Origin of the sequence: Pseudofrankia asymbiotica, assembly GCF_001983105.1 — a bacterium.
Taxonomy (GTDB): Bacteria; Actinomycetota; Actinomycetes; order Frankiales; family Frankiaceae; genus Pseudofrankia; species Pseudofrankia asymbiotica.
Window position 1 is genome coordinate 1 of sequence record NZ_MOMC01000007.1, and the last position, 22,872, is coordinate 22,872.

The 22,872-nt window shown below is 72.7% G+C and carries 16 protein-coding genes and 1 riboswitch; of the genes, 8 read left to right on the top strand and 8 right to left on the bottom strand.

Features of this window, described 5'->3' with window-relative positions:
• From BL253_RS42145 to glyA, 3 genes are all read left to right on the top strand, one after another.
• The coding region (locus BL253_RS42145; RefSeq protein WP_076813244.1) for a hypothetical protein at positions 1-516 on the top strand (516 nt) is incomplete at its 5' end.
• Positions 517-974: 458 nt separating this feature from the next.
• Positions 975-1,730 carry a hypothetical protein gene (locus BL253_RS41750; RefSeq protein ID WP_131831434.1) on the top strand — a complete coding sequence of 252 codons (756 nt, stop codon included), beginning with the start codon at positions 975-977 and terminating at the stop codon, positions 1,728-1,730.
• A 256-nt stretch (positions 1,731-1,986) separates the two neighbouring features.
• A riboswitch (ZMP/ZTP riboswitch) is annotated at positions 1,987-2,073 on the top strand.
• Between the two features lie 111 nt (positions 2,074-2,184).
• Positions 2,185-3,447, top strand: a complete 1,263-nt coding sequence (gene glyA, locus BL253_RS02505) for a serine hydroxymethyltransferase (protein ID WP_076813245.1) — start codon at positions 2,185-2,187, stop codon at positions 3,445-3,447.
• A 72-nt stretch (positions 3,448-3,519) separates the two neighbouring features.
• Here the strand turns inward: glyA and BL253_RS02510 are convergent, their stop codons facing one another.
• From BL253_RS02510 to BL253_RS02520, 3 genes are all read right to left on the bottom strand, one after another.
• A complete protein-coding gene (locus BL253_RS02510; RefSeq protein WP_241834450.1) occupies positions 3,520-5,073 on the bottom strand; it encodes an aldehyde dehydrogenase family protein in 1,554 nt (517 codons plus the stop codon).
• Positions 5,073-6,200 carry an AMP-binding protein gene (locus BL253_RS02515; RefSeq protein ID WP_076813247.1) on the bottom strand — a complete coding sequence of 376 codons (1,128 nt, stop codon included), beginning with the start codon at positions 6,198-6,200 and terminating at the stop codon, positions 5,073-5,075. The genes BL253_RS02510 and BL253_RS02515 overlap by 1 nt, the downstream gene beginning before the upstream one ends.
• Before the next feature lie 103 nt (positions 6,201-6,303).
• Positions 6,304-7,533, bottom strand: a complete 1,230-nt coding sequence (locus BL253_RS02520) for a PP2C family protein-serine/threonine phosphatase (RefSeq protein ID WP_241834451.1) — start codon at positions 7,531-7,533, stop codon at positions 6,304-6,306.
• 477 nt (positions 7,534-8,010) lie between these two features.
• On the opposite strand from BL253_RS02520, the gene BL253_RS02525 reads away from it, so the two are divergent.
• Positions 8,011-10,266, top strand: coding sequence for an ABC transporter ATP-binding protein (locus BL253_RS02525; protein WP_076813251.1), 2,256 nt, complete (start codon positions 8,011-8,013; stop codon positions 10,264-10,266).
• Here BL253_RS02525 and ettA read toward each other — a convergent pair.
• The gene (gene ettA / locus BL253_RS02530) at positions 10,253-11,935 is read right to left on the bottom strand and encodes an energy-dependent translational throttle protein EttA (protein WP_076813253.1); all 1,683 of its coding nucleotides are present in this window, start codon (positions 11,933-11,935) and stop codon (positions 10,253-10,255) included. The two genes, BL253_RS02525 and ettA, sit on opposite strands and share 14 nt — an antisense overlap.
• A 155-nt stretch (positions 11,936-12,090) precedes the next feature.
• Here ettA and BL253_RS02535 point away from each other — a divergent pair, with 155 nt between their 5' ends.
• Positions 12,091-12,774, top strand: a complete 684-nt coding sequence (locus tag BL253_RS02535; protein WP_241834452.1) for a ribonuclease FAU-1 family protein — start codon at positions 12,091-12,093, stop codon at positions 12,772-12,774.
• Here BL253_RS02535 and BL253_RS02540 read toward each other — a convergent pair.
• Positions 12,722-13,075 carry an ArsR/SmtB family transcription factor gene (locus BL253_RS02540; protein ID WP_076813255.1) on the bottom strand — a complete coding sequence of 118 codons (354 nt, stop codon included), beginning with the start codon at positions 13,073-13,075 and terminating at the stop codon, positions 12,722-12,724. The two genes, BL253_RS02535 and BL253_RS02540, sit on opposite strands and share 53 nt — an antisense overlap.
• Positions 13,076-13,310: 235 nt before the next feature.
• Between BL253_RS02540 and BL253_RS02545 the strand changes: the two genes are divergently transcribed.
• Positions 13,311-15,029 carry an MFS transporter gene (locus BL253_RS02545; RefSeq protein WP_076813256.1) on the top strand — a complete coding sequence of 573 codons (1,719 nt, stop codon included), beginning with the start codon at positions 13,311-13,313 and terminating at the stop codon, positions 15,027-15,029.
• A 91-nt stretch (positions 15,030-15,120) separates the two neighbouring features.
• On the opposite strand, the gene BL253_RS02550 is transcribed toward BL253_RS02545, so the two are convergent.
• Both BL253_RS02550 and BL253_RS02555 read right to left on the bottom strand, forming a co-directional pair.
• Positions 15,121-15,522: a globin gene (locus tag BL253_RS02550; protein ID WP_076813258.1), complete on the bottom strand. Its 402-nt coding sequence runs from the start codon at positions 15,520-15,522 to the stop codon at positions 15,121-15,123.
• A gap of 180 nt (positions 15,523-15,702) precedes the next feature.
• A complete protein-coding gene (locus BL253_RS02555; protein ID WP_076813259.1) occupies positions 15,703-17,454 on the bottom strand; it encodes an alpha-amylase family glycosyl hydrolase in 1,752 nt (583 codons plus the stop codon).
• A 341-nt stretch (positions 17,455-17,795) separates the two neighbouring features.
• Here BL253_RS02555 and BL253_RS02560 point away from each other — a divergent pair, with 341 nt between their 5' ends.
• On the top strand, positions 17,796-20,390 hold the full coding sequence (locus BL253_RS02560) for an ATP-binding SpoIIE family protein phosphatase (RefSeq protein WP_081437933.1): 2,595 nt from the start codon (positions 17,796-17,798) through the stop codon (positions 20,388-20,390).
• A gap of 32 nt (positions 20,391-20,422) precedes the next feature.
• Here the strand turns inward: BL253_RS02560 and BL253_RS02565 are convergent, their stop codons facing one another.
• Positions 20,423-20,938 carry an HNH endonuclease gene (locus tag BL253_RS02565; RefSeq protein WP_076813261.1) on the bottom strand — a complete coding sequence of 172 codons (516 nt, stop codon included), beginning with the start codon at positions 20,936-20,938 and terminating at the stop codon, positions 20,423-20,425.
• 542 nt (positions 20,939-21,480) lie between these two features.
• On the opposite strand from BL253_RS02565, the gene BL253_RS02570 reads away from it, so the two are divergent.
• Positions 21,481-22,698: a mechanosensitive ion channel family protein gene (locus BL253_RS02570; protein WP_076813262.1), complete on the top strand. Its 1,218-nt coding sequence runs from the start codon at positions 21,481-21,483 to the stop codon at positions 22,696-22,698.
• The last annotated feature ends 174 nt before the right edge of the window (positions 22,699-22,872 follow it).

A 22,872-nucleotide genomic window follows, 5' to 3' on the forward strand; every position in this document is an offset into this window, starting at 1 on the left:
CAGGGCGGGTCGACGGGCTCGTTCGGTGGCGGTGGCGCTCAGGGCGGGTCGACCGGTTCCTTTGGCCGGGGCGGTGGCGCCCAGGGTGGGTCGACGGGCTCGTTCGGTGGCGGCGGCGCCCAGGGTGGATCGACGGGCTCGTTCGGTGGCGGTGGCGCCCAGGGTGGGTCGACCGGTTCCTTTGGCCGGGGCGGCGGCGCTCAGGGCGGGTCGACGGGCTCGTTCGGTGGCGGCGGCGGTGCCCAGGGCGGGTCGACCGGCTCGTTCGGTGGCGGCGGCGGTGCCCAGGGCGGGTCGACCGGTTCCTTCGGTGGTGGCGGTGCCCAGGGTGGGTCGACCGGCTCGTTCGGTGGTGGCGGCGGTGCGCAGGGCGGGTCGACCGGCTCGTTCGGTGGTGGCGGCGGTGCCCAGGGCGGGTCGACCGGTTCCTTCGGTGGTGGCGGTGCCCAGGGTGGGTCGACCGGCTCGTTCGGTGGCGGCGGTGCCCAGGGTGGGTCGACGGGCTCGTTCGACTGATCTAACCCGCGGCGCCAAAGTCCTCCCGATGGGTCCTTGACGGCAGCCCTCCACTTCCCCCTACCTGAACGCGGTAGAACAGGGGGTGAAGTGGAGGGCTGTTGTCTGCGCCGACAGTGGTGAAATGTCGCCATCTATTCTGATGCCGCCGTGACTGTGGATTGTTTTCCGCCGACGGGATGCCGGGAGTGGTCCTTCGTGTCGATGTTGTTGTCTGCCCGCGCTCCCGCGGATGCGCAGGAGAGACGGGGGCGCATCCGCCAACCGCCGTGGTCTCAACAAACAAGGCGGTGTACAGGAAATGCCCCGATGGTGTCGAGTGCTCGATTTCCCTGTCTTGAGTCGGTATCCCAAAATTCTCCCGCGACACGCCGGCCACTGTGGGGCCGGCTGTTTCGACAGGCCAATAACTATCATCCTGCCGAGGGGATCTAGATCCGTCGTCGAGCGGGAAAAACATGATTCTGAAGAAGAGTCGGGCTATTCTGTGGCTGGTCGGCGGGATGTCTGCTGTCGCCGTCCTGTCCGCGGCGCCCGCGAGCGCCGATGCGGCAACAACAGTCGAGTCGGATTCAAACAGCCTGGCAGTACCGGGGAGGCCGCCGGACGATGGCCTGTCGATCATGAGGGAGGCGGTGCCAGTAGGACTGGGCTCCGGGAACTGGTGGAAAATCCCGAGTGACTCGGGCATCTCGATATTCTTTCTCGGTAACACCGCGATCAGTATCGGCGGCCCAACCAACGCGTTCGGACCGGGAGCTCGAGCTCAGGGTGGGTCGACTGGTTCCTTCGGAAACGGAGGCGCCCAGGGTGGGTCGACCGGCTCCTTTGGGAACGGCGTCGCCCAGGGTGGCTCGACCGGCTCGTTCGGAAATAATGGTACCCAGGGCGGGTCCACCGGGCCCTTCGGACTGGAAGGTCCCGCCGGCGACGGTGCGGCCGGCACGTTCGGGCCGAACGACATCGTCAGGGACGACACCCAGGTCGGGTCCACCGATTCCGTCGGATCGATAGAGCCTGTCAGCGACGGTGCGACCAGCGCGTCCGGACCGGAAGACCGCGCTCAGGGTGCTCTGACGGCCGTCGCCAGTGGAAGCCAGGAAGCTGGAAGCTCCACGAACCTTGTCGTCGTCGGAGGCCGTGGCATGACGGCCAACGAGGCTGTCTACAACTTTCTGACGCTTTTGCCCGTTATGCACTCGCTGGGAATATAAGTCGGAAACGGCGGGGCGTCGGGCGCCTGAGGGCCCTCTGATCGGTCGGGCCTGAACCGGCGCCTGACGGCCGCGTGTGTGCTGGCGGCGGCGGGCGCGTCGCCGGACTTGCCCGCGCGACCGGCCGGCGGTACCGGGGCGGCGGCAGCTGTCCGGCCACCTCGGCGCGCCGCCGGACCAGGCCGTGGCCGGCCCGGCCCTGGCCCGGTGCGCGGGCCGGGCGTGGATCGCCCGCCGCGGACGACCGGCTAGAATCGAGCCCAGTCGTGACTGGCGTGCAAGGGTGGATTCAACCACCGGGGAGCGACCGAACGGCACGGCACCGTGCGCCTGGGTGCCACCGACGGACAACGCCTGCCCGCACGCGGATCGGCCGTCGGCGGCTCACACAGACCACCTGGCGGCGACGTGTGGACGCGGACGGGCCGGGCAGCCACATCCTGGAGGTCTCCCCATGCACCAGCCACTCATCAAGCACCTGGCCAGCGCCGACCCGGAGATCGCGAACCTGGTCGAGTCCGAGGCCCAGCGGCAGTATGAGAAGATTCGCCTCATCGCGTCGGAGAACTACGTCTCCACCGCCGTTCTCGAGGCGGCGGGCACCATCCTGACGAACAAGTACTCCGAGGGCTACGTCGGCAAGCGGTACTACGAGGGCCAGCAGTTCATCGACCCGATCGAGACACTGGCCATCGAGCGGGCCAAGTCGCTGTTCGGCGTCGAGCACGCCAACGTCCAGCCCTACTCCGGCTCGCCGGCCAACCTCGCCGTCTACCTGGCCTTCCTGCAGCCGGGCGACACCGTCATGGGCATGGCGCTGCCGATGGGCGGCCACCTCACCCACGGCTGGTCAGTCTCCGCCACCGGCAAGTGGTTCCGCTCGGTGCGTTACACCGTCCGCCAGGACACCGGGCGCGTCGACATGGACGAGGTCCGCCAGCTCGCGCTCGCCGAGCGCCCGAAGGTCATCTTCTGCGGCGGAACCGCGATCCCGCGCACGATCGACTTCCCGGCGTTCGCCGAGATCGCCCGCGAGGTCGGCGCGGTCCTGGCCGCCGACATCGCGCACATCGCCGGCCTGATCGCCGGCGGCGCGCACCCGTCGCCGGTCGGCCACGCCCCCGTCATCTCGACCACGACCCACAAGACGCTGCGCGGCCCGCGCGGCGCGATGCTGATGACCGACGCCGCCCACGCCTCGGCGATCGACAAGGCCGTCTTCCCCGGCCTGCAGGGCGGCCCGCACAACCACACCACCGCGGCGATCGCCGTCGCGCTGCGCGAGGCGGCCACCGCGGACTTCAGGACATACGCCCACCAGATCGTCGCGAACGCGGCGGCGCTGGCCGAGGGGCTCGCCGAGCGCGGCTTCGACCTCGTCTCCGGCGGCACCGACAACCACCTGATCCTCGTCGACCTCACCAGCAAGGGCATCGGCGGCAAGCCCGCCGCCCAGGCGCTCGACCGGGCCGGCATCGAGCTGAACTACAACGCCGTCCCGTACGACACCCGCAAGCCGTTCGACCCGTCCGGCCTGCGCCTGGGTACCGCCGCCGTCACCACCCGCGGCATGGGCCCCGAGCAGATGCGCCAGATCGCCGCCTGGATCGACCAGGCGGTCAAGGCCGCCGCCGACGACGACGAGGCCGCCCTCGCCCAGATCGCCGGCGAGGTCCGCGACCTCACCGCCGGCTACCCCATGCCCGGCTGGGCGTAGGCGCCCGTCAAGGAACGACGCGTCCGGCCGCCAGGCATCCCGCCTGGCGGCCGGACGCCGTTCGTCTGTGCCCTAGTCGCGGATGACGGCCTTGGTGCGCATCAGGAACTCACCGAGGTAGCTGTCGTGCGGGACGTCGGGACGCATCCAGTAGGTCGGGTGATCGCCGAGGTAGACGTTGCTGATCGACGGGTCGTCGACCAGCCGGTCCACCAGCCGGGCGTCCTCGGTGATCGCGGTGAGCACCAGTGTGTCGCGCAGCGGCCCGGCGCCGTCCTTCGCCGACCACGGCGCCACCCAGACGCACGGGAAGCCCAGCTCGATGCCGGTCTGGGGCGCGTCGGGGCGGTCGACCTGGAAGACCGCCGGGCGCAGCACGGCGCCGCCGCCGGGCAGCGGGTCGACGATCCCGTCGCCGCCGAGGCGCGGGGTGGCGTCACCGGCGTGGTCGAGCAGGTACTTCTCCACCGCCCGGGCCGTCTGGACCGGCTGGGTGGGCAGCACCGCCCCCTCGTCCTCCGGCGGCAGGCTCGGGATCGCGGCCAGCCGCTCGGCCAGTGCCTCGGCCAGCGGCGTCGGGTCACCCTCGACGTAGACCGCGGTCGTGTTCACGCACGCGGTACCGCCCTCGTCGGCCACCGAGTCGACGATCATGTCCAGGTGCGGCCGCCAGTCCCCGCCGGAGACGAGGATCTTCGACCGGCCGGGCCCCTGCGGCAGCACCGTGCCGTCATGGGCGTACTTGTGGACCACCTCGTCGCCGCCGTAGGCCATCGACAGGTCCGCGGCCCGCAGGATGTCGTCGGCGACGGTGCGGTCGGTCGGCAGGAGCACCACCTGGTCGTCGCCGAAGCCGGCGTCGCGCAGCGCGGTGATCAGCCGGTACGGGGTCAGCGGCTCGCGGCGTGACGGCCGGACGGCGACCCGGTAGCCGAGCGCCAGCGCCTCCGGCCACAGTGAGTGCACCCCTGGGTGGTTGCCGGCCGCGTGGACGGCGAAGACCTCGGCGCGTCGGGTCCACACCGCGCGTCCCTCGCGGGTCGCCGGGTCCCGCCAGCTCTCGACGGCGGCCATGGGGCGGGCACACCCGGCGTCATGGCCGGCGCCGGCCACGCTGCGCGCGATTCCCCGCGCGGCCGAGCGCACCACGGAGATCGGCATCCCGGACATCCGGCTCACCAGGTGGGTGTACTCGTCGGTCGGGATTCCGGCCGGCGCGCCGTGCTCGAACGCCTCGGCGGCGCGGGCCAGCGCCGCGAGCCGCTCCTCGGCCGGCATGGTCTCCGCCTTGCGCAGCGCGGCCATCGCCCGGTGCACGAAGAGGCGGGGGACCAGGCTGAGCTCGGCCATCGGCGCGCCGGCAACGTCGCTGATCGTCAGCCGCTCCCGCGACCGGAACGGCCCGTTCGGCCCGAGCGCGTCCAGCTTGAGAGGATCGGGCCTGACGGCCGTGCCGGGAGTGACCCCGGCGGGAGCCGCCCGTCCAGCGGAGGCCGTGGCGGGCCCGGTGGAGGGCCCCTTGCCGGTGCTGGTGCCGGTGCCGGTGGCGGTGTTGACACCGCTGGCGGTGGCGGCGCGGCTCGCGGTGGCGGGCGGGTTCGCGCCGGCGCCGCTCGGTCCGGTCATCAGTACACCCCCTCGACCACGGTTTCCCCGCCGAACACCGGGACCGGCCTGACGTCGGCGACCGAGTCGCCCACCTGCGCCGAGCCCGGCAGGGGTTCGACGCGGGTGGCGAGGTCACGCTCCAGGTTGTTCGGCAGCAGCGCGGAGCGGCTCACGTGGCTCATCACCACCTGACCGCTGGCGCCGTACTCGACCGGCCGCAGGGTCTCCGGGTCGACGACCGAGAACGTGATGTACGGCGACGGCGGGTCGAACACGCACGGGTCGTCCGCCGTGAGCCCATGGCGCTCCACCGCCGCGCCGAGGATCATCGTGCTGCCGTAACGGCCGTAGAGCGAGGCGCCGGGGAAGATCTCGGTCATGTAAAGGGAGCGGGTGTCGGCGTCCATGTGGGCGCCGCCCCACTCGACCGTCCTGACCTTCGCCCGGACGAGCTCCACCAGGTCGTCCTGGCGGGCGAGGCGTTCCAGCAGCGGCGGCGTGATGACCATGACGCGGATGTCCTGCGTCCGCAGCACGTGCCGGACCTGGTCGATGAGGTGGTCGGCGTACCGGTCGGCCTCGTCGGCGTGGCCCTCGGCGATGACGCGCTTCACCCACCGGGGGTCGAGGTCGATCGTGAACGGCAGCCTGCCGGCCCGGCGCACGAACCGCTCGATGAAGGCGCCGAACATGTGCGGTCCGCTGGGTGTGACCGCGAGCCAGTCGACGCCGGTGGGGGAGCCCCGGGCGGCCAGGTCGGCGAGGCTGTAGTCGATCAGCCAGTCAAACCAGTCGTCGAGGAAGACGACCCGCTTGGGTGGTCCGGTCGTCCCACCGCTCTCGAACACCCCGCCGATTCCGGGATCGGGTCCGTAGCCGCGGGGGACGAGGTCGAAGACCGGCACCTCCCGCAGCAGGTCCACGAGGTTGGGGAACTTCGCCAGGTCCGCGATGGTGTGGACGTCGCGGCGCGGGTCGAAGCCGAGATCGCCCGCCGCCCGTAGCCAGAACGGCGAGCCCGTGGCCGGGTCGAAGTGCCAGCGCATCGCGGCCTCGATGAACTCGGTCTCCGGGACGGCCTCACCCGGTGGACGATCGAGCACAGGCTCGGGTAGCCGCAGTCCCAGATCGGTGAGTGGAGTCATCTCCGTCGTCCCCTCCGTCGTCCCCGCTTTCCAGCGTCGTCTCGATGTCCTGTCCGGTCGGGTGTCCTGTCCGGTCGTGATCGGATGTCCTGCCTGGTCGGCTCTATGCCGATGCCGATGCCGATGCCGATCCGCCGGCCGCGGCGAGGCCTGACTGCTCGCCGCGACGGCCGCCCGGTGCCGGGCCAGGGGCCGCGAGGCCGGCCTGGCGGCGGGTCGAGAAGGTCGGGGTGCCGGGGAGGGCCGGGCGTGGGTCGGCCGGCACCTCCGCGGCCAGCAGTGCCACGTCGTCGCCCAGGGCCGAGCCGGTCCACTCGCGAACCGTGGCCGCGAGGTCCGCGAGGGCGTCGTCGAGGGTGCGCGCCTCGCCGAGGGCGCGCTCGACGGCGGGCAGCAGCGGGAAGAACTCGCCGGTGCGGCGATCCCGCGCCTCCGCGATCCCGTCGGTGTAGAACAGCAGCCGATCGCCCGGCTCCAGCGCCACGGTGACCACGCCCGCGTTGTCCCGCGCCGCCCGTGCGCTCCCCGCGCCGAGGCCGAGGGGCGGCTGGCGCCCGGACGGCGCCAGCAGCCGGACGCGCCCGTGCCGCCACAGCACCGGGTCGGGATGGCCCGCGTTGGCCAGAGTGAGCCAGCGCCCGCCGAGTTCGGCGACGATGCCGGTCACGAAGTCGTCRAGCTCGCCGACGCTGGCCACCTCGGCGTCGAGGTCGGGCAGGACCTCATGGATATATCGACGGCCACGGGCGACCACGCGGAAGCAGCCGAGCACCCGACTGGCCAGCCGCACCGCCCCGAGCCCCTTGCCGCGTGCGTCACCGATCAACAGCCTCGTGCCCCAGGGGCTGTCGACCAGCTCGTAGAGGTCGCCGCCGACACTCGCCTCGGCGGCGGCGCTCTCGTAGCGGACCGCGAGGCGCAGGCCCTCCCGGGACACCGGGGGCACGTCGGTGAGGATCGCCTGCTGCGCGACCTCCGCGACGCGCCTGACGTTGGCGAGCGTGGTCTCCCGCCCGGTGTTGTACCGGCTGGCGAGGATCGCCAGCACGCCGCCGATCGCGACCCCGCCGAGCCGGACGATCTGTGCCGTCCAGCCACCCGCCATGCCCGTGTCGAGGCTGTCATACCAGCCAAGCCCCAACGCGCTGACAACCGCGGCGACCGCGTACACGGTGGTCAGTCCCGGGCCGGCGAGCGTCGCGGCGGCCATGGGGCTGATCACCACCAGCTCGCGGATCGTCCACGTCCGGTTGCTGATCTCCAGCAGGATCACCGCGATCAGGGTGAGCGCCGGCATGACCACCGCCCACCAGGTGCGCCGCGACGAGGTCACCGGGCGCCGGATCCTGGCCGCGCGCCGTGGCTGGCCCCGTCCGCCCGGCCGTCCCGCGACCGCGGGGAGCGCCCGGCGCATCGTGGCGGCGGCCAGTGGGTCCGGCGGGTGCGCGGGCCGCGAGTGGTCGCCCATCCTCGAGGGTGGCCCCCCGTCCGGTCCGCGCGAGGCCGCGCGGGTCCTTGCAGGCATACGTCGGCCCGTACCCGGTGGTCCGCCCCCACAATCGACACCCAACGCCAGGTGCCGCCTGTCGGCGGCGGCGCGGTCGGCCGTGCGCGAACGTCGCATGTCCTTCATGCGCGGGAGAGCACGATGGTCCTGTTAGGCGATGGTCCTGGCAGGAAGCCACCTCGATCGGCGGCATCGGATGCCGGCCCGCGAGGTCCGGGCGGACGCACCGGGTGCGCCGATGCGCCAGCCGGGAGGCCATCCGGCCGGCGGCGGCGATGGTGGTCGAGGAGCGAGAGGGGTCGCATGCCGGGTAGGCGCCGTTCCGTCAGACGTGGGCCGGAGCGGGATGAGTCCGGTCTGCCGAGCGGCCTGACCGGGCCGGTCGACATCCCCGATCCACCGCCGGACCCGCCGAAACCGTGGCGTGAACGGCTGCGCGACGCCGGCCGGGGCGCGCGCGCGACCGTGGTCGGGCTTCCCCGGGTGCTGCGGCTGTGCTGGCGGGCGAGCGCGCCGGCGACGGTGATGCTCGCGCTGCTGACCGTCGCGGTCGGGCTCTTTCCCGCGCTGACCGCCTCGACGGCGCGGCTGCTCGTCGACGCGGTGGTCCGGGCGGTGCAGATCCGGACGACCCATCAGCCTGATCATTCGGTCCTGGCGCTGCCGTTGCCTGGAAGCCCGCGGGTGGCCACGCTGACCGGCACCCAGGTCGTCTTCTGGCTGGTCCTGACCCAGTTCGCCGTGTCCATCCTCAGCCAGCTGCTGTCGGCCGCGCGGTCCATCGTCCAGCGCATCCTGTCCGACCGGCTGTCGCTCACCGTGCAGACGATGGTCGTCGAGAAGGCGAGCCAGCTCGAACTGAGCTTCTTCGAGCAGTCCGAGTCGTACGACCTGTTGCAGCGAGCCTCGCAGCAGGGCACTCGGCCATTCGACACACTCACGACGTTCTTCGGGCTGCTGCAGACGGTGGTGACGTTCGTCAGCATGATCGGGCTGCTCGTCAGCCTGAACCCGCTCCTCGGGGTCATTGTGCTGGTGGCGCCGATCCCCGCCTTCATCGTCGACACCCGTTACGGCCGGTGGACCTACATGCGGAGCAGGTGGACATCGCCGGTGAACCGGCGGATCTCCTACCTGCAGCGGGTGCTGACCACGGACACCGACGCCAAGGAAATCAGGATCTTCAACCTCGGCCCCTACCTGGTCGAGCGATTCCGGCTGCTGTCGGCCAACTACAACCAGCGGCTCCGTGAACTGGCCATCCGCCGCCAGCTCGCCGAGCTGGGATGGAGCCTGCTCGCGGAGCTCGCCCGCTCGGGCAGCTACCTCTACGTCGCCCTCCAGGCCGCCGCCGGGCGGCTCACGCTCGGCGACCTGACCCTCTACGGCACCGCCGCCTCCAGCGTTCAGGGCAACGTGTCGAGCATGTTGAGCTCGCTCACCCAGATGTACGAGAACAACCTGTACGTCGACGACCTGTACCGCCTGCTGGCCACGCCGACCGAGGCGGAACGGCAGGCCGCCCACCAGGCGGCCCGGCTGGCGGCCGCGTCGCCCGGGGCGGCATCGGAGGCGATGGCGATCCAGGCGGCCGCGATCCAGGCGGCGGCGATCGAGGCGGCGCCGGTCGACGCCCCGGCGGCGGTGCCGGCGCCACGGGCCGCACCCAAGTCAGCGCCGCTACCTGCATCCGCGCCGCTGCCTGCACCTGCGCCGTTACCGACACCGCTGCGCGGGCACGTCGTCTTCGAGGGTGTCTCGTTCCGCTACCCGGGCACGGAGGTCGTGGCGCTGAACGACGTCAGTTTCGAGGTCGGCGCCGGGGAGACGATCGCGATCGTCGGTCGCAACGGCGCTGGGAAATCGACGCTGATCAAACTGCTGTGCCGGCTGTACACGCCGGACAGCGGCCGGATCCTCGTCGACGACGTCGACATCGCCGATGTGGACGCGGAAGCGTTGCGTTCCCAGATCGGCGCGGTCTTCCAGGACCATGTCTCCTTCCAAGCCAGCGCCGCGGAGAACATCGGCCTGGGCGAACTCTCCGCGCTGTCCGACCGGCCGCGGGTGGAGCAGGCCGGCCTGGACGGCGGTGCGGACGGCTTCATCCGGGCCCTGCCGCACGGGTACGACACATCGCTCGGCCGTTGGTTCGGCAACGGGGTGAACCTCTCCGGCGGAGAATGGCAGAAGGTCGCCCTCGCCCGCGGCTTCATGCGCGCCGCCCGGATCCTCGTCCTCGACGAGCCGAGCGCCGCGCTCGACGCCCGCGCGGAGCACGACCTGTTCACCCGGCTGCGCGCCCTGGCGACCGGCCGCACCGCCTTCTACATCTCGCACCGCTTCTCCACGGTGCGCCAGGCGGACCGGATCATCTTCCTCGAGGACGGCGGCATCACCGAGTCCGGCACCCACCGCGAGCTGATGGCCCTCGGCGGCCAGTACGCCGAACTCTTCACCCTCCAGGCCGCCGCCTACATCGACGACCCGGCATCTCCAGATCCGGCCGTTCCAGACCCTGCCTCTCCAGATCCTGCCCGGCCGACTAGTCGCGGTTGAGCCGGCGGTAGGTGACGCGGTGCGGGCGGGCGGCCTCCTGGCCGAGGCGCTCGAGCTTGTTGGTCTCGTAGTCGGCGAAGTTGCCCTCGAACCAGAACCACTTCGCCGGGTTCTCGTCGTCGCCCTCCCACGCGAGGATGTGGGTGGCGACCCGGTCGAGGAACCAGCGATCGTGGGAGRTGACCACGGCGCAGCCGGCGAACTCCAGCAGCGCGTCCTCCAGCGAGCGCAGCGTCTCGACGTCGAGGTCGTTGGTCGGCTCGTCGAGCAGCAGCACGTTGCCGCCGTGCTTCAGGGTCAGCGCCAGGTTCAGCCGGTTGCGCTCACCGCCGGAGAGCACGCCGACCGGCTTCTGCTGGTCGGGGCCCTTGAAGCCGAACGACGACACGTACGCCCGGCTCGGGAAGTCGACCTTGCCGACGATGATGTGGTCGAGCCCGTCGGAGACGACCTGCCACACGTTCTTCTTGCCGTCGAGGCCGGAACGGCTCTGGTCGACGTAGGAGATGTCGACGGTGTCGCCGATCGTCAGGGCGCCCGAGTCGGGCTTCGCCTCGCCGGTGAGCATGGTGAACAGGGTGGTCTTGCCGACGCCGTTCGGGCCGATGATCCCGACGATGCCGCCGCGCGGCAGGCTGAACGACAGGTTGTCCATGAGCACCCGGTCGCCGAAGCCCTTGGTCAGGTTCTTCGCCTCGATGACCAGGCTGCCCAGCCGCGGGCCCGGCGGGATCTGGATGTCGTCGAAATCGCGCGGCCTGGCCTTGTCCRCCTCCGCCGCGAGCTCCTCGTAGCGGGACAGCCGTGCCTTGCTCTTGGCCTGCCGCGCCTTCGGGTTGGAGCGGACCCACTCCAGCTCCTGGGAGAGCATCCGGCGCCGCTTGGCGTCCTTCGACCCCTCGACCTTGAGACGGGCCGCCTTGTTCTCCAGGTACGTGCTGTAGTTGCCCTCGTACGGGTGCGCCCGGCCGCGGTCGAGTTCCAGGATCCAGCCGGCGACGTTGTCGAGGAAGTACCGGTCGTGGGTGACGGCCAGCACGGCGCCGTGGTAGCGGGCCAGGTGCTGCTCGAGCCACAGCACCGACTCGGCGTCCAGGTGGTTGGTCGGCTCGTCGAGCAGCAGCAGGTCGGGCGCCTCCAGTAGCAGCCGGCACAGCGCGACGCGGCGCCGCTCGCCACCGGAGAGCTTGGAGACGTCGGCGTCCGCCGGCGGCAGCCGCAGCGCGTCCATCGCCTGGTCGAGCTGGCTGTCGAGCTCCCAGGCGTTCGCGGCCTCGATCTTGTCGATCAGCGCGGCCTGCTGGGCCAGCAGCGTGTCGAAGTCCGCGTCCGGGTCGGCCATCTTCTCGTTGATGGCCTCGTAGTCGGCGAGCACCTGACGGATCTCGGCCACGCCGTCCTCGACGTTGCCGCGGACGTCCTTGGTCTCGTCGAGCACCGGCTCCTGGGCGAGCATGYCGACCGTGTAGCCGGGGGAGAGCAGGGCGTCGCCGTTGCTCGGGTGATCGAGCCCGGCCATCAGCTTGAGCAGGGACGACTTCCCCGCACCGTTGGGACCGACGACCCCGATCTTGGCTCCTGGCAGGAACGCCAGGGTCACGTCGTCGAGGACGACCTTGTCACCGTGGGATTTGCGCACCTTGCGCATCTGGAAGACGTACTGCGCCATGCACCAACCCTATTGGTCCGCGCCGCGGTCCCGGCGAGGCGGTGATCGGAGGCGAGGCCGGGCGCGCCCGTTTGCCACTGGTTCCCCACCGTCTGGCCGACATGCGTCGCGCGGTCCGGGCCGGAACGACTCCGAGAGGCGCTATCGTGAGGCCCGTGGATCATGTCGAGCCGGTGTTCGAGCCGGGCGAGCTGATCCTGCATCGCATGTTCACCGACGACGAGCTGGTCTTCGTCCGCTGCGGCGTGGTGGTCGGCGACGACGAGCGGGGGCTGCGGGTCTGGATCCCGAACGGCGGTCCGGCGGCGGTCCGGATGAGCGAGGACGGCCGCGGGATCCGCGACATGCCGTTCGCGGAGTGGATCACGCAGCGGACCTTGCTCACCCGCACGGCCTGGTGGGGCCCGGACATCTTCATGCTCATCCCGCCCGACCGGGCGCACAGCGTCTGGTGGTTCTGGGACCGGCGCGGCGGCTTCGACGCCTGGTACGTCAACCTCGAGGAGCCGGTCACCCGCTGGCGGGACGGCGCCGGCGCCGGCGTGGACGGCTGTGACCAGGATCTCGACATCTGGGTCCGGCCGGACCGCGGCTGGGCCTGGAAGGAYGAGGACGAGCTGGAGGAGCGCCTCGCCTTCCCGGATCGCTACTGGGTGCGCGACGCCGCCGCGGTCCGCGCCGAGGGCGAGCGACTGATCAAGGATGCCGAGGCGGGCCTCTTCCCGTTCGACGGCACCTGGCGCGACTTTCGCCCCGAGCCGGCCTGGCGCGCCCTTCCGTTCGACCTCACACCTGGCTGGGACCGTCCGCGAACGCACCGGCGACGCCGGCCGGTGTGAGGGCGCCGGTCACGACGGCGGCCAGGAGGCCTGGGAAGCGGGCGTCGAGGTCGTCGCGGCGCAGCCGGGAGAACTTGTGGGTGCCCTCGGCGCGGGTGGCGATGACGCCGGCCTCGCGCAGGACCCGCAGGTGGTGGCTGCGGGTCGACTTGGCCATCCGGCCGGCGAGCAGCTCGCCGCAGGCGGCCTCCTGGACCTGGGCGAGCGCGCCGACGATCTCGAGGCGGGAAGGGTCGCCCAGCGAGGCCAGCACGGCGACGAGATCGATGTCCTGGGTCGCCGGCATCGGCAGCGTGCCCATGACCCACCTCCTGCGTCCGGACGGGGACCCTGCCCCGCCCACCGTGACTCCGACCCGGGCCGCCGGACACGCGAGGGAGATCCCTCGTATGTCCGTCAACTCCAGAGCGAACCACAACGGAGAACCGTCGCGGAGGCCAGCGACATTTCCCGGAATGTCGCGGGGTTCGGGGAATGCCCCGGGGCGGCGCCGACTTGACCTAGTTCGGCAAACATCGAACTAGCTGAGGAGCCCGATGGCCTCCAACAGGGTCGACGAGCCCGTGGCCGAGACGCCCACGGGTGCGCCATCGTCACCGTTGTCACCGTCCGGCGCGACCAGCCGGGCCCCGCGGCGTCTTCCGGACTCCGCTTCCGCCTCCGCCAGCCCGGTGCGCGAGGCCGCGGCCGCGGCGCCGGCGGAGCCGGACCCCAGGCGCTGGCGCGTGCTGCCCGCGGTCCTCGTCGCCACGTTCATGTCGCTGTTCGACATCTTCGTCGTCAACGTGGCCGCCCCCAGCATCGGCGGCGACCTGCGGGCCTCCGACGCCGGCCTGGAGCTGATCGTCGCCGGCTACTCGTTCACCTACGCGGCCGGTCTGATCACCGGCGGACGGCTCGGCGACCGTACCGGCCGCCGGCGGATGTTCCTGCTGGGGATGGGGCTGTTCACCGTCGCCTCGGCCCTGTGCGGCGTGGCCCCGACCGAGGGGACGCTGATCGCCGGCCGGCTCCTGCAGGGCATCGGCGCGGCGGCGATGGTGCCGCAGGCGCTCGCCATCATCAACGTGATCTTCCCGCCGGCGGAGCGGGCGCGCGCGTTCTCGTACTTCGGCGTCACGGTCGGCCTCGGCGCCGTGTCCGGGCAGGTCATCGGCGGCCTGCTCGTCGACGCGGACGTCTTCGGGCTGGGCTGGCGGCCGATCTTCCTGGTGAACGTGCCGATCGGCATCGTCGCGATGGCGGTGGTCTGGCGGCTGCTCGGCGAGTCGAAGGCGGCCCGGCCCGAGCCGCTCGACCCCGTGGGGCTCATCGGGCTCGCCTCGGGGCTCGGCCTGGTGCTGGTCCCGCTGACGCTCGGCCGGGATGAGGGCTGGCCGATCTGGACGTGGCTGGCGCTTGCCGCCGGCGTCGTGGTGCTGGCCGCCTTCGGCGGCTGGGAGGTCCGGCTGGCCCGGACGGGTGGCTACCCGATCGTCCCGCCGGCCGTGCTGCGGACCCGGCGGACCATCGCCGGACTGCTGGTGAGCTTCGGGTTCTTCACCTTCTTCGGCAGCTTCCTGCTGGCCGCGACGATCTTCCTGCAGGAGGGGCAGCACCGCTCGCCGCTGGACGCCGGCCTCGTGTTCGGACCGMTGGGGGTGGCGTTCGCGCTGTCCTCCATGGCCGCCCGCGGCCTGGTCGCCCGCTACGGACCGAGGACGCTGACCGTCGGAGCCCTGATCACCGCGGCTGGGGTGCTCGGACTGCTGGTCATGGTCGCGAGCGAGGGCACGGGGGTTCCGACCGCGCAGATGATGCCGCCGCTGCTCGCCATGGGGATCGGCAACGGCCTGATCATCCCGGCGCTCGTCGCCGCGGTCCTGGCCGGCGCGTCCGCGGACGTCAGCGGCGCGGTCAGCGGACTGCTCACGACCACCCAGCAGGCGTCGGCGGCCCTCGGGGTCGCCGGGGTGGGGACCGTGTTCTTCGCGGTGGCGGACCGCGGCGGTCTGGCCGACGCCATGGTCGCGGCCCTCGCGTTCGACCTGGTCGGGGTCGTGATCGCGGCTGTCGGCACCCTGCTGCTCCCGCGCGGCGCCGCCACGCCGGCGCTCGCGATCTCCGGATCGGTCGGCACGGTCGGAACCGTGGAAGTCGAAGCGGAAGTCGGAACCGTGGAAGTGGCACCACCCGGCGCGGCGGGCGGCGGGCTCGGCCGGGTCGCCGTGCCCGCGCAGGCCGCCGGCGGCGCGGACCTGCCCGCGCGGCTGTAGGCCGGCACCGGGGCCAGCGCCCGAATGTGGCGGGGCTCGCCGGCTGGAGACGGCTGATGGCCAGGCACTGGATGCCTGGCCATCAGCCGTCTCAGGGGCGGTTCTGCATCGAGCCCGCGGCGTAGACGAGGTAGGACCAGAGCGTCTCGTCCTGGTCGGGAGACAGGTCCAGCGAGTCCACGGCGGCGCGCATGTGGGCGAGCCAGGCGTCCCGCTCGGCCGGGCCGATCGCGAACGGGACGTGCCGCATCCGCAGGCGGGGATGACCACGCCGCTCGTGATAGGTCGCCGGGCCGCCCCAGTACTGGATCAGGAAGAACCGCAGCCGCTCCTCGGCGGGGCCGAGGTCCTCCTCCGGGTAGAGCGGGCGCAGCACCGGGTCGGCGGCGACCCCCTCGTAGAAGCGGGCCACCAGCCGCCGGAAGGTCTCCTCGCCGCCGACGGACGCGTAGAACGTCTCGTCGGCCCCCGGCGGCGGCCCCACGGGCAGCATGGGCCGGGCCGGTTTGGGCGGCGGGCCCGCCGCGTCCGCCGAGGGCGGCGCCGCGCCCGCCGGCGGCCGCGCTGGTGCCGGCTCGGGGGTCGGCTGGGCAGGCGTCGGCTGTCGGCTCACCCCTCTATTTTGCGCGTGGACCGACCTCCACCGAGGAACGGACCGACGGGAGAACCCACCTCATGCCATGGAGCTGTCATCCGGGCCCTCACCATCGGCCGCCTCCCGGATGATCCAGGCGGCGGTGTCGGGTGGAATGACCAGGGTCTCGCCGTCGTGCTCGGCCGGGCCGCTGGCCAGCAGCAGCCTGCCGGGCAGCGCCAGCCGTGTCTCGGTGGCCGTCGCGAGCACGCAGGTCAGCACCTCGGTGCCGTCTGCCGGCCCGGCCGGGTGGTCRAAGGCGAGCACATCCGGGGGAGTGTCGAGCCAGCGCAGCGGCGGGCCGCCGTTCGCTCCCCGTGACAGGTCACGGCGAGTGGCCAGGGCGTCGTGGACGAGGCGCCACGTCGATGCCGGGTCGGCTCGCTGAGCCTCGACGGTCAGCTGCGCCCAGTCGTCCGGCTGGGGCAGCCAGGTGACGACCCCCGGCGCGGCGAAGTCGTACGGCGGCCGGGCTCCGGCCCAGGGAATGGGCACCCGGCAGCCGTCGCGGCCGGTCTCGGTGCGCCCCGAACGCTCCCAGACCGGGTCCTGGCGGGCCTCCGGGGGCACGTCCACCTGCGGGAGGGCCAGCTCGTCGCCCTGGTAGAGGAACACCACGCCGGGAAGCGCCAACAGCGTCAGCAGGGCGGCCCTGGCCCGGCGCAGGCCGGTCGCGCCGCCGCCGTAGCGGGTCACCGGGCGGGTCGCGTCGTGGCTGGCGAGCACCCAGGTCGGCGGCGCGCCGACGGCGGCCGTCGCCGCGAGCCCCTCCTGGACTGCCTGGCGCCACCTCGGGGCCGACCATTCGACGGTCAGCAGCGAGAACGCGAACGTGAGGTGTAACTCGTCCGGGCGCACATAGCGGGCCAGCCGGTCCGGGTCCTCGACCCAGGTCTCGCCCACGAGCACCCGCTCGCGGCCATCGTCTCGCTGGTAGCCATCGACGAGCGTTCGCCACGACCGGTAGACGTCGTGCACGCCCTCCTGGTCCCAGACGTGCGGCTCCAGCCGCTCCCGGAAGCTGGTCGCCGGGGTGGCGGGCGGCCCGGGCGGGTTGTCGCGCAGTTCGCCGTCCTTGACCAGGCCGTGGGAGACGTCGATCCGGAACCCGTCGACGCCCCGGTCGAGCCAGAACCGCAGGGTCCGCTCGTGGTCGGCGCGTACCGCGGGGTCGGACCAGTTCCAGTCCGGCTGCTCGGGCGCGAACAGGTGCAGGTACCACTCGGCCGGCTCGTCCTGGCCGGCCGGATCGTCCCCGCTGGCGGGCGGTGCCGCGGCCTGTGAGCCGGCGGGGCCCGGGAGGCGGCGGGCCTGGTCCAGGCGGGTCCAGGCCCCGCCGCCGAAGGTCGAGATCCAGTTGTTCGGCGGCTCGAGGCCCCCGGGGCCCTGGCCCGGGCGGATCAGGTAGCGGTGGCGGGCCGGGTCGCCGGGCGGCGCGGCGAGCGCCGCCTGGAAGGCGGGGTGGGCGTCGCTGGAGTGGTTGGGGACGAGGTCGACGAGGACGGCCAGGTCGAGGCGGTGCGCCTCGGCGAGGAGCGCGTCGAAGGCGGCGAGGTCGCCGAACAGCGGGTCGACGTCGCGGTGGTCGGCGACGTCGTAGCCGTGGTCGGCCATCGGCGATGGGTAGAACGGTGTGAGCCAGATGCCGTCGACGCCGAGCTCGGCGAGGTCGGGCAGCCGGGCGCGGATGCCGTCGAGGTCGCCGACCCCGTCGCCGTCCGCGTCCGCGAAGCTGCGGACATACACCTCGTAGAACACGGCATCGCGCCACCAGCCGGCGGTGAGGGCCACCTGGCCATTCAAGCCGCCGGGGGCGCGCACTGTCGTCGAGATCGGCGAGGTCGGCCCATGTCACAGCGCGGAGGACATCCGGCTGTCGTCGTGGCTGGTGCGTGCTCGTCGCGCAAGGCGCAGATGTTCTCACCAAGCGAGCATTGGGTGAGCTGAACTACACTTCCTGAGTGGACGACGTGACTGCCCGTTATCCTTCCACTCCGAAGGGTCCTCATTTTGAGGCTTTCGGCGTGGAGGGACGGGATCGTCTCCAGGAGCCGGCGTGCCAGGCGCCCGACTGCCCGGTGGCGGCTGACACGCCGCCGGCGGCCGGCGGTCCGCCGGCAGCGGAGGTGGCGATGACGGCTGACGTCCCGAAAAGCGCCGAATCGCCGGATGAGAACGATCCGTCGGTCGCGGCCGAGGCGCCGGTCGAACACACCGAGGACGGCGGACGGGTCGAGACCAGTGCGCCCGGTGCGCCGACAGCGGCCACACCCGCGGCGGCCGATGGGGCCGCGGGCGTCGCGCGGGCGCGAACCGCCGGCGCGGCGGCCACGGGTGACGGGCAGACGCACGTCCTGCCGGGGGACAGGCTCTGGCGCTGCCTCGGGACATGGCATGGCGGGCCCAGCGTGCGGCGACCGGGCGCGGGCGGTGAGCGGCCGGCCGCGGGACAGGACAAACGCCCCGACGCCGGCCGCGAGGCCAGCCGCGGCATCGGCGCTGGCGGGGCAGGCCCGGACTGGGCCGCGGCGTCGCGCCGCGCCGCGGCGCTGTGGGACGCCGCCCGGTCGCTGCCGGGCGCGCGGCGGCGGCATGCCGAGGAACGCGCCGTGCTGGAGGGCCTGCTGTTCCTTTCCGACGCGAGCCTGCGGCTCGGCGGCTCGCTCGAGCCGTACCGGATCATCGAGATGGTGGTCGAGCTGGCGCGGCGCCGCCTGGGCGACGGCGCCATGCTCTGGCTGCGCGCGCCCGAGGGCGACGTGATCGACCTCGCCGCCGTGGACCACGTCGACCCGCAGGCCGCCGCTTATGTCCGGGCACTCACCGCGACCCGCCCGGCGCGGCTGAGCGACGACTACGCCCCGGGCGCGGTGGTGCGTACCGGCGAGCCGATGTGCATCGAGGACCTCACTCCGACGCTGCGCCGCGCGCTGTTCCCCGATCCCCAGGAGTACGCGCGCTTCCGCCAGTTCGGCTGGGGGCCGTCGATGACCGTGCCGCTGCCGTACGGCGACCAGGTCATCGGAGCCCTGACCCTCAGCCGGGTGCATGGCGACCCGCCGTACTCGAAGGCCGAGCAGACGATCGCGGAGGACCTCGCCCGCCGCGCCGCGCTCGCGCTCGTCAACGCCCGGATGTACCGCGAGTCCCAGGAGGCCGGCCGGGCGCTGCAGCGATCGCTGCTGCCGGCGCACCCGCCCGTGCTCGAGGGCGCGGACGTGGCGATGGAGTACCGGCCGGGCACCACCGGAACCGAGGTCGGCGGTGACTTCTACGACGTCATCCCGCTGGCCGGGGGCCGGGTCGGGCTCGCGATCGGCGACGTGATGGGGAGGGGGCTGCGCGCCGCGGCGGTGATGGGCCAGCTGCGTGCCGCGCTGCGTGCCTACGCGCTGGAGGAGTGGGGGCCCGCCGAGCTGCTGGCCCGCCTCGACATGATGGTCTCCTCACTGCCGGGCCTGCCGTTCGCGACCTGCCTGTACGGGATCTACGAGCCCGCCCGCGCCGCGCCGGTCACCGGTTCGCGAGACGCCGACCCTGCCAGCGGCGGTCCGGACCCCCAGTGCGCCAGGGTCGTGCTCGCCGGCGCCGGCCACCCGGCCCCGCTGCTGATACCGCCGGACGACGACCCGAGCTACCTCGAGATCGATCCCGGGCTGCCCCTCGGGGTCGGCGACCCCGCGCACTTCGTCGAGTCGGCCGTCGAGCTGCCGCCCGGCTCCAGCCTGGTGTTCTTCACCGACGGCCTGGTCGAGTCGCGCCACCGCCCGCTGTCCGACGGCCTCGACCTGCTGCGGGCCGGGATGGGCGAGCAGCTGGCGCGCCGCCGGGCCGCCGCGCGGCGAGCGGAGATCGACGCGGCGCGCCAGCGTCACCCGGCCGCCTCGACGACCGCCACGACAGTCGCGCCCACGCGCGAGCGCATGCCCGGCTCGCCCAGTCCGGGTGATCCGGCTCCCGACGCGGCGGTGGACCGCCGTGCCGGCGGCAGTGACCACTGGACAGGCCCGGAACGGCGCACCGGGAGCGATCGGCGTACCCGGGACCGCCGCGCGCCCGGCCCCGGCCGCCCGCCCGGGGGGATCGAGCGCCGCCGCGGTGGCGACCGTCGCCGGCGCACCAGGAGCGGGTTCTCCGTCCGCAGCTGGTCGGGGCCGGACACCGTCGACCTCGACGACGGTCACTGGCCGCAGAACGCCTCTCGCGCGCTGCTGGAGCTCAGCCTGCTCGCCGCCGACCTGCCCCCCGACACCGACGACGACACGGCGCTGCTGGTGCTGACCACGCAGGCCGCCGGGCCGCCGCTGCTGGAGCTGGTGATGCCTCCGGTGGCCGCGTCCGCCGCGCAGGCGAGGACCGCGGTGCGGGCGGTGGTCGGGGCACGCGCCCTGGGCCGGGCCGACGACGCGGCGCTGCTGGTCAGCGAGATCTGCACCAACGCGATCAAGCATGCCCGCAGCGAGCTGACGCTGCGGGTGTGGGCGGAGCCCGCGCGGCTGCGGATCAGTGTCGAGGACCGGGAGGGCGCGACGCTGCCGAGGCCCGGCCGGGCGGCCCGCGGCGACCCGGAGGCGGAGTCCGGGTGGGGCCTGTTGCTCGTCGAGGCCCTCGCCGACGCCTGGGGCGTCCAGACGACCCCCGGCGGCAAGCGCGTCTGGTTCGACCTCGACCTGCTCCGCCAGGCTCCCCCCGACGACGGCCCCCACTTCGACCGGCGGCCGGGCTGACGGCACGCGGCACGGCACCGGCCTGATCTGAACTAGGCGGTGGCGGCCTCGCCCAGGTCGGTGTTGAGGTACTGGGACCAGCGCGGATCCATGCGACGGCTCCCCAGAATGCGCCAGGCGGCTCCGCTCGGCGCGCGTGGCGCCGTGCGAAGCCGCCAGCCTAGATCAGCGACGGCGCGGTCGGCTTTAACATGATTGCAGCGGCCGCAGGCCGCCACCACGTTCTCCCAGACATGCGGGCCCCCACGGGACCGGGGAATGACATGGTCAAGCGACGTCGCCGGAGCGTTGCAGTACACGCACCGGTGATGGTCGCGGGCGAGGACGCCCTTGCGGGTCAGCGGGACCTGCGAGCGATAGGGAACCCGCACAAACCGCGCTAACCGGACGACGACGGGAACCTCGACGGCCGCCGCCACGGAGTGCAGGACCTGCCCGCCGGCCTCGACCATCACGGCCTTGTCCGTGAGGACGAGGATGAGTGCCCTACGTTGGGACACCACGCACAGGGGCTCGTACGTGGCATTGAGAACCAGCGMCTCTGCCACGCCGACCTCCTGCCGAGTCGAGGCGGGCGCCCACCCGGGAGCCCGTCCTAACCAGCGTCTCCGGTGACAATGGATAGTCAAGCGTGTTCCGGCGCGGAACGCGAGCGTGTTTGCATGGTCATCTGGTGCGCGAAAGTGGCGATGGACATATCTGGTCGCCTTTGTCACGCCATCGTGTCAGTGGGATGACGGGCGTGTCGCGCAGCGTGCCACCTCGCTGGCTCCTCGCGACGTCCCTGCTGGACCGCGCGGCGCCGGGGCCACGCGCCGGGTGCCGATCAGTCGGACGTATCCGACACCCCGTAAGGTGCTGGCCGTGGGCCCGCGGGGGGCGCGGACTTGCCATCCCCGACCGGTCTGTCCTGGCCGCGTAGACCCAGCGGCGCCGTGGCGCGCGGGTTGCCCGCGTGCCGTGCCGGGCGCGCCTCAGTGGGCGCCCGGGGCGCAGTCGGTGACCGCCACGCCCCGCGAGCGGCTCGCCGGTCGCCACCCGGCGTCCGCCGCGCCCGAGGAGCCGACCGCCCGAGGAGGATGACCAGGCCGTGTCCCTGCCCCTGATACTCGCCGCCGGCGCGACATCGACATCGACATCGACGCCGTTGCCGTCGCCGTCGCCCACGTCGACCCCAGGCCTGCCCGACGTGAGCCTGGACGGTGTCAAGGCCGCGCTCATGGACGCCTGCGGCCAGACGCCCGGTTTCCTGTGCCGCACCGTCTACGACTCGACCCACAGCGACTATCTGGCCTCCCTCGCCCAGTTCTTCTTCGGCACGCCGGTGACGATCATCCTGATCGTGCTGCTGGCGACCATCATCCGCTCGCTGCTGCACCGGCTGATCAAGCGGACGACGCGGCACATGGCGTCCGTGACCGGGAACGGCGGCCTGCTGCGCGGTGGCCTGTTCGGTGACAGCGCGATCCTGCTCGAACGGCGCCGCCAGCGCGCGGAGACCGTGGGTTCGCTGCTGCGCAGCGTCGTGTCGATCGTGGTCTATGGGATCGGGTTCGTCCTGGTTCTGGGCGAGCTCGGCATCAACCTCGCGCCGATCGTCGCCAGCGCCGGCGTACTCGGCATCGCTGTCGGTTTCGGCGCGCAGAACCTGGTCAAGGACTTTCTTTCCGGAATCTTCATGTTGCTGGAGGACCAGTACGGGGTCGGCGATGTCGTCGACGTCGGCGGCACCATCTCCGGCACCGTCGAGGCGGTCACCTTCCGGATGACGCGGCTGCGCGACGTCGAAGGAACCGTCTGGTACGTCCGCAACGGCGAGATCACCAGAATCGGTAACAAGAGCCAGCAATGGGCGCGAACCGTGCTCGACGTGCCGCTGGATTACGACACTGACGTCGCCCGCGCAAAGGATGTCCTGCTCGAGACCACCCAGACGATGTGGCGTGACGACCGGTGGGCCCTGCTCATCCTCGAGGAGCCCGAGGTCTGGGGCATGGAATCGATGACGGCGGACGGTTACACGCTGCGCGTCGCCGTCAAGACCCTCCCCCTGAAGCAGTGGGACGTCGCCCGCGAGCTGCGCGAGCGCCTGCGCCTCGCGCTCGTCGGGGCCGGCATCAGCCTGGGCGCCCTGCAGCGCAGCCTCGTCGTCGTCGACGACGACGAGGAGGCCGAGCCCTCCTCCGAGGAGGAAGAGGAGGCGGAGCCCGGAGCGCCGCCGCAGCTCGGCGACGCGCCGCCCCGTATCGACCCACCGGCCCAGCCCGGACCGTTGCCGTCCTCAGGCCCGGGCGCCGCTCGCGGCTGAGGGAGCCGACGGAAACGCCCTTCGCCGCCGGGCGCATGCCCGGATCCGCGGCCATGCCCGGCACCCGTGGCGGCTCGGTTCATGGCGCGGCTTGGCCGACGCCGCCTGAAGGGATCCTGAACGGGGAACGAGATCTCCCTGAGCCCTATGTCGGGACAGCCCCGAGAGGCTCCG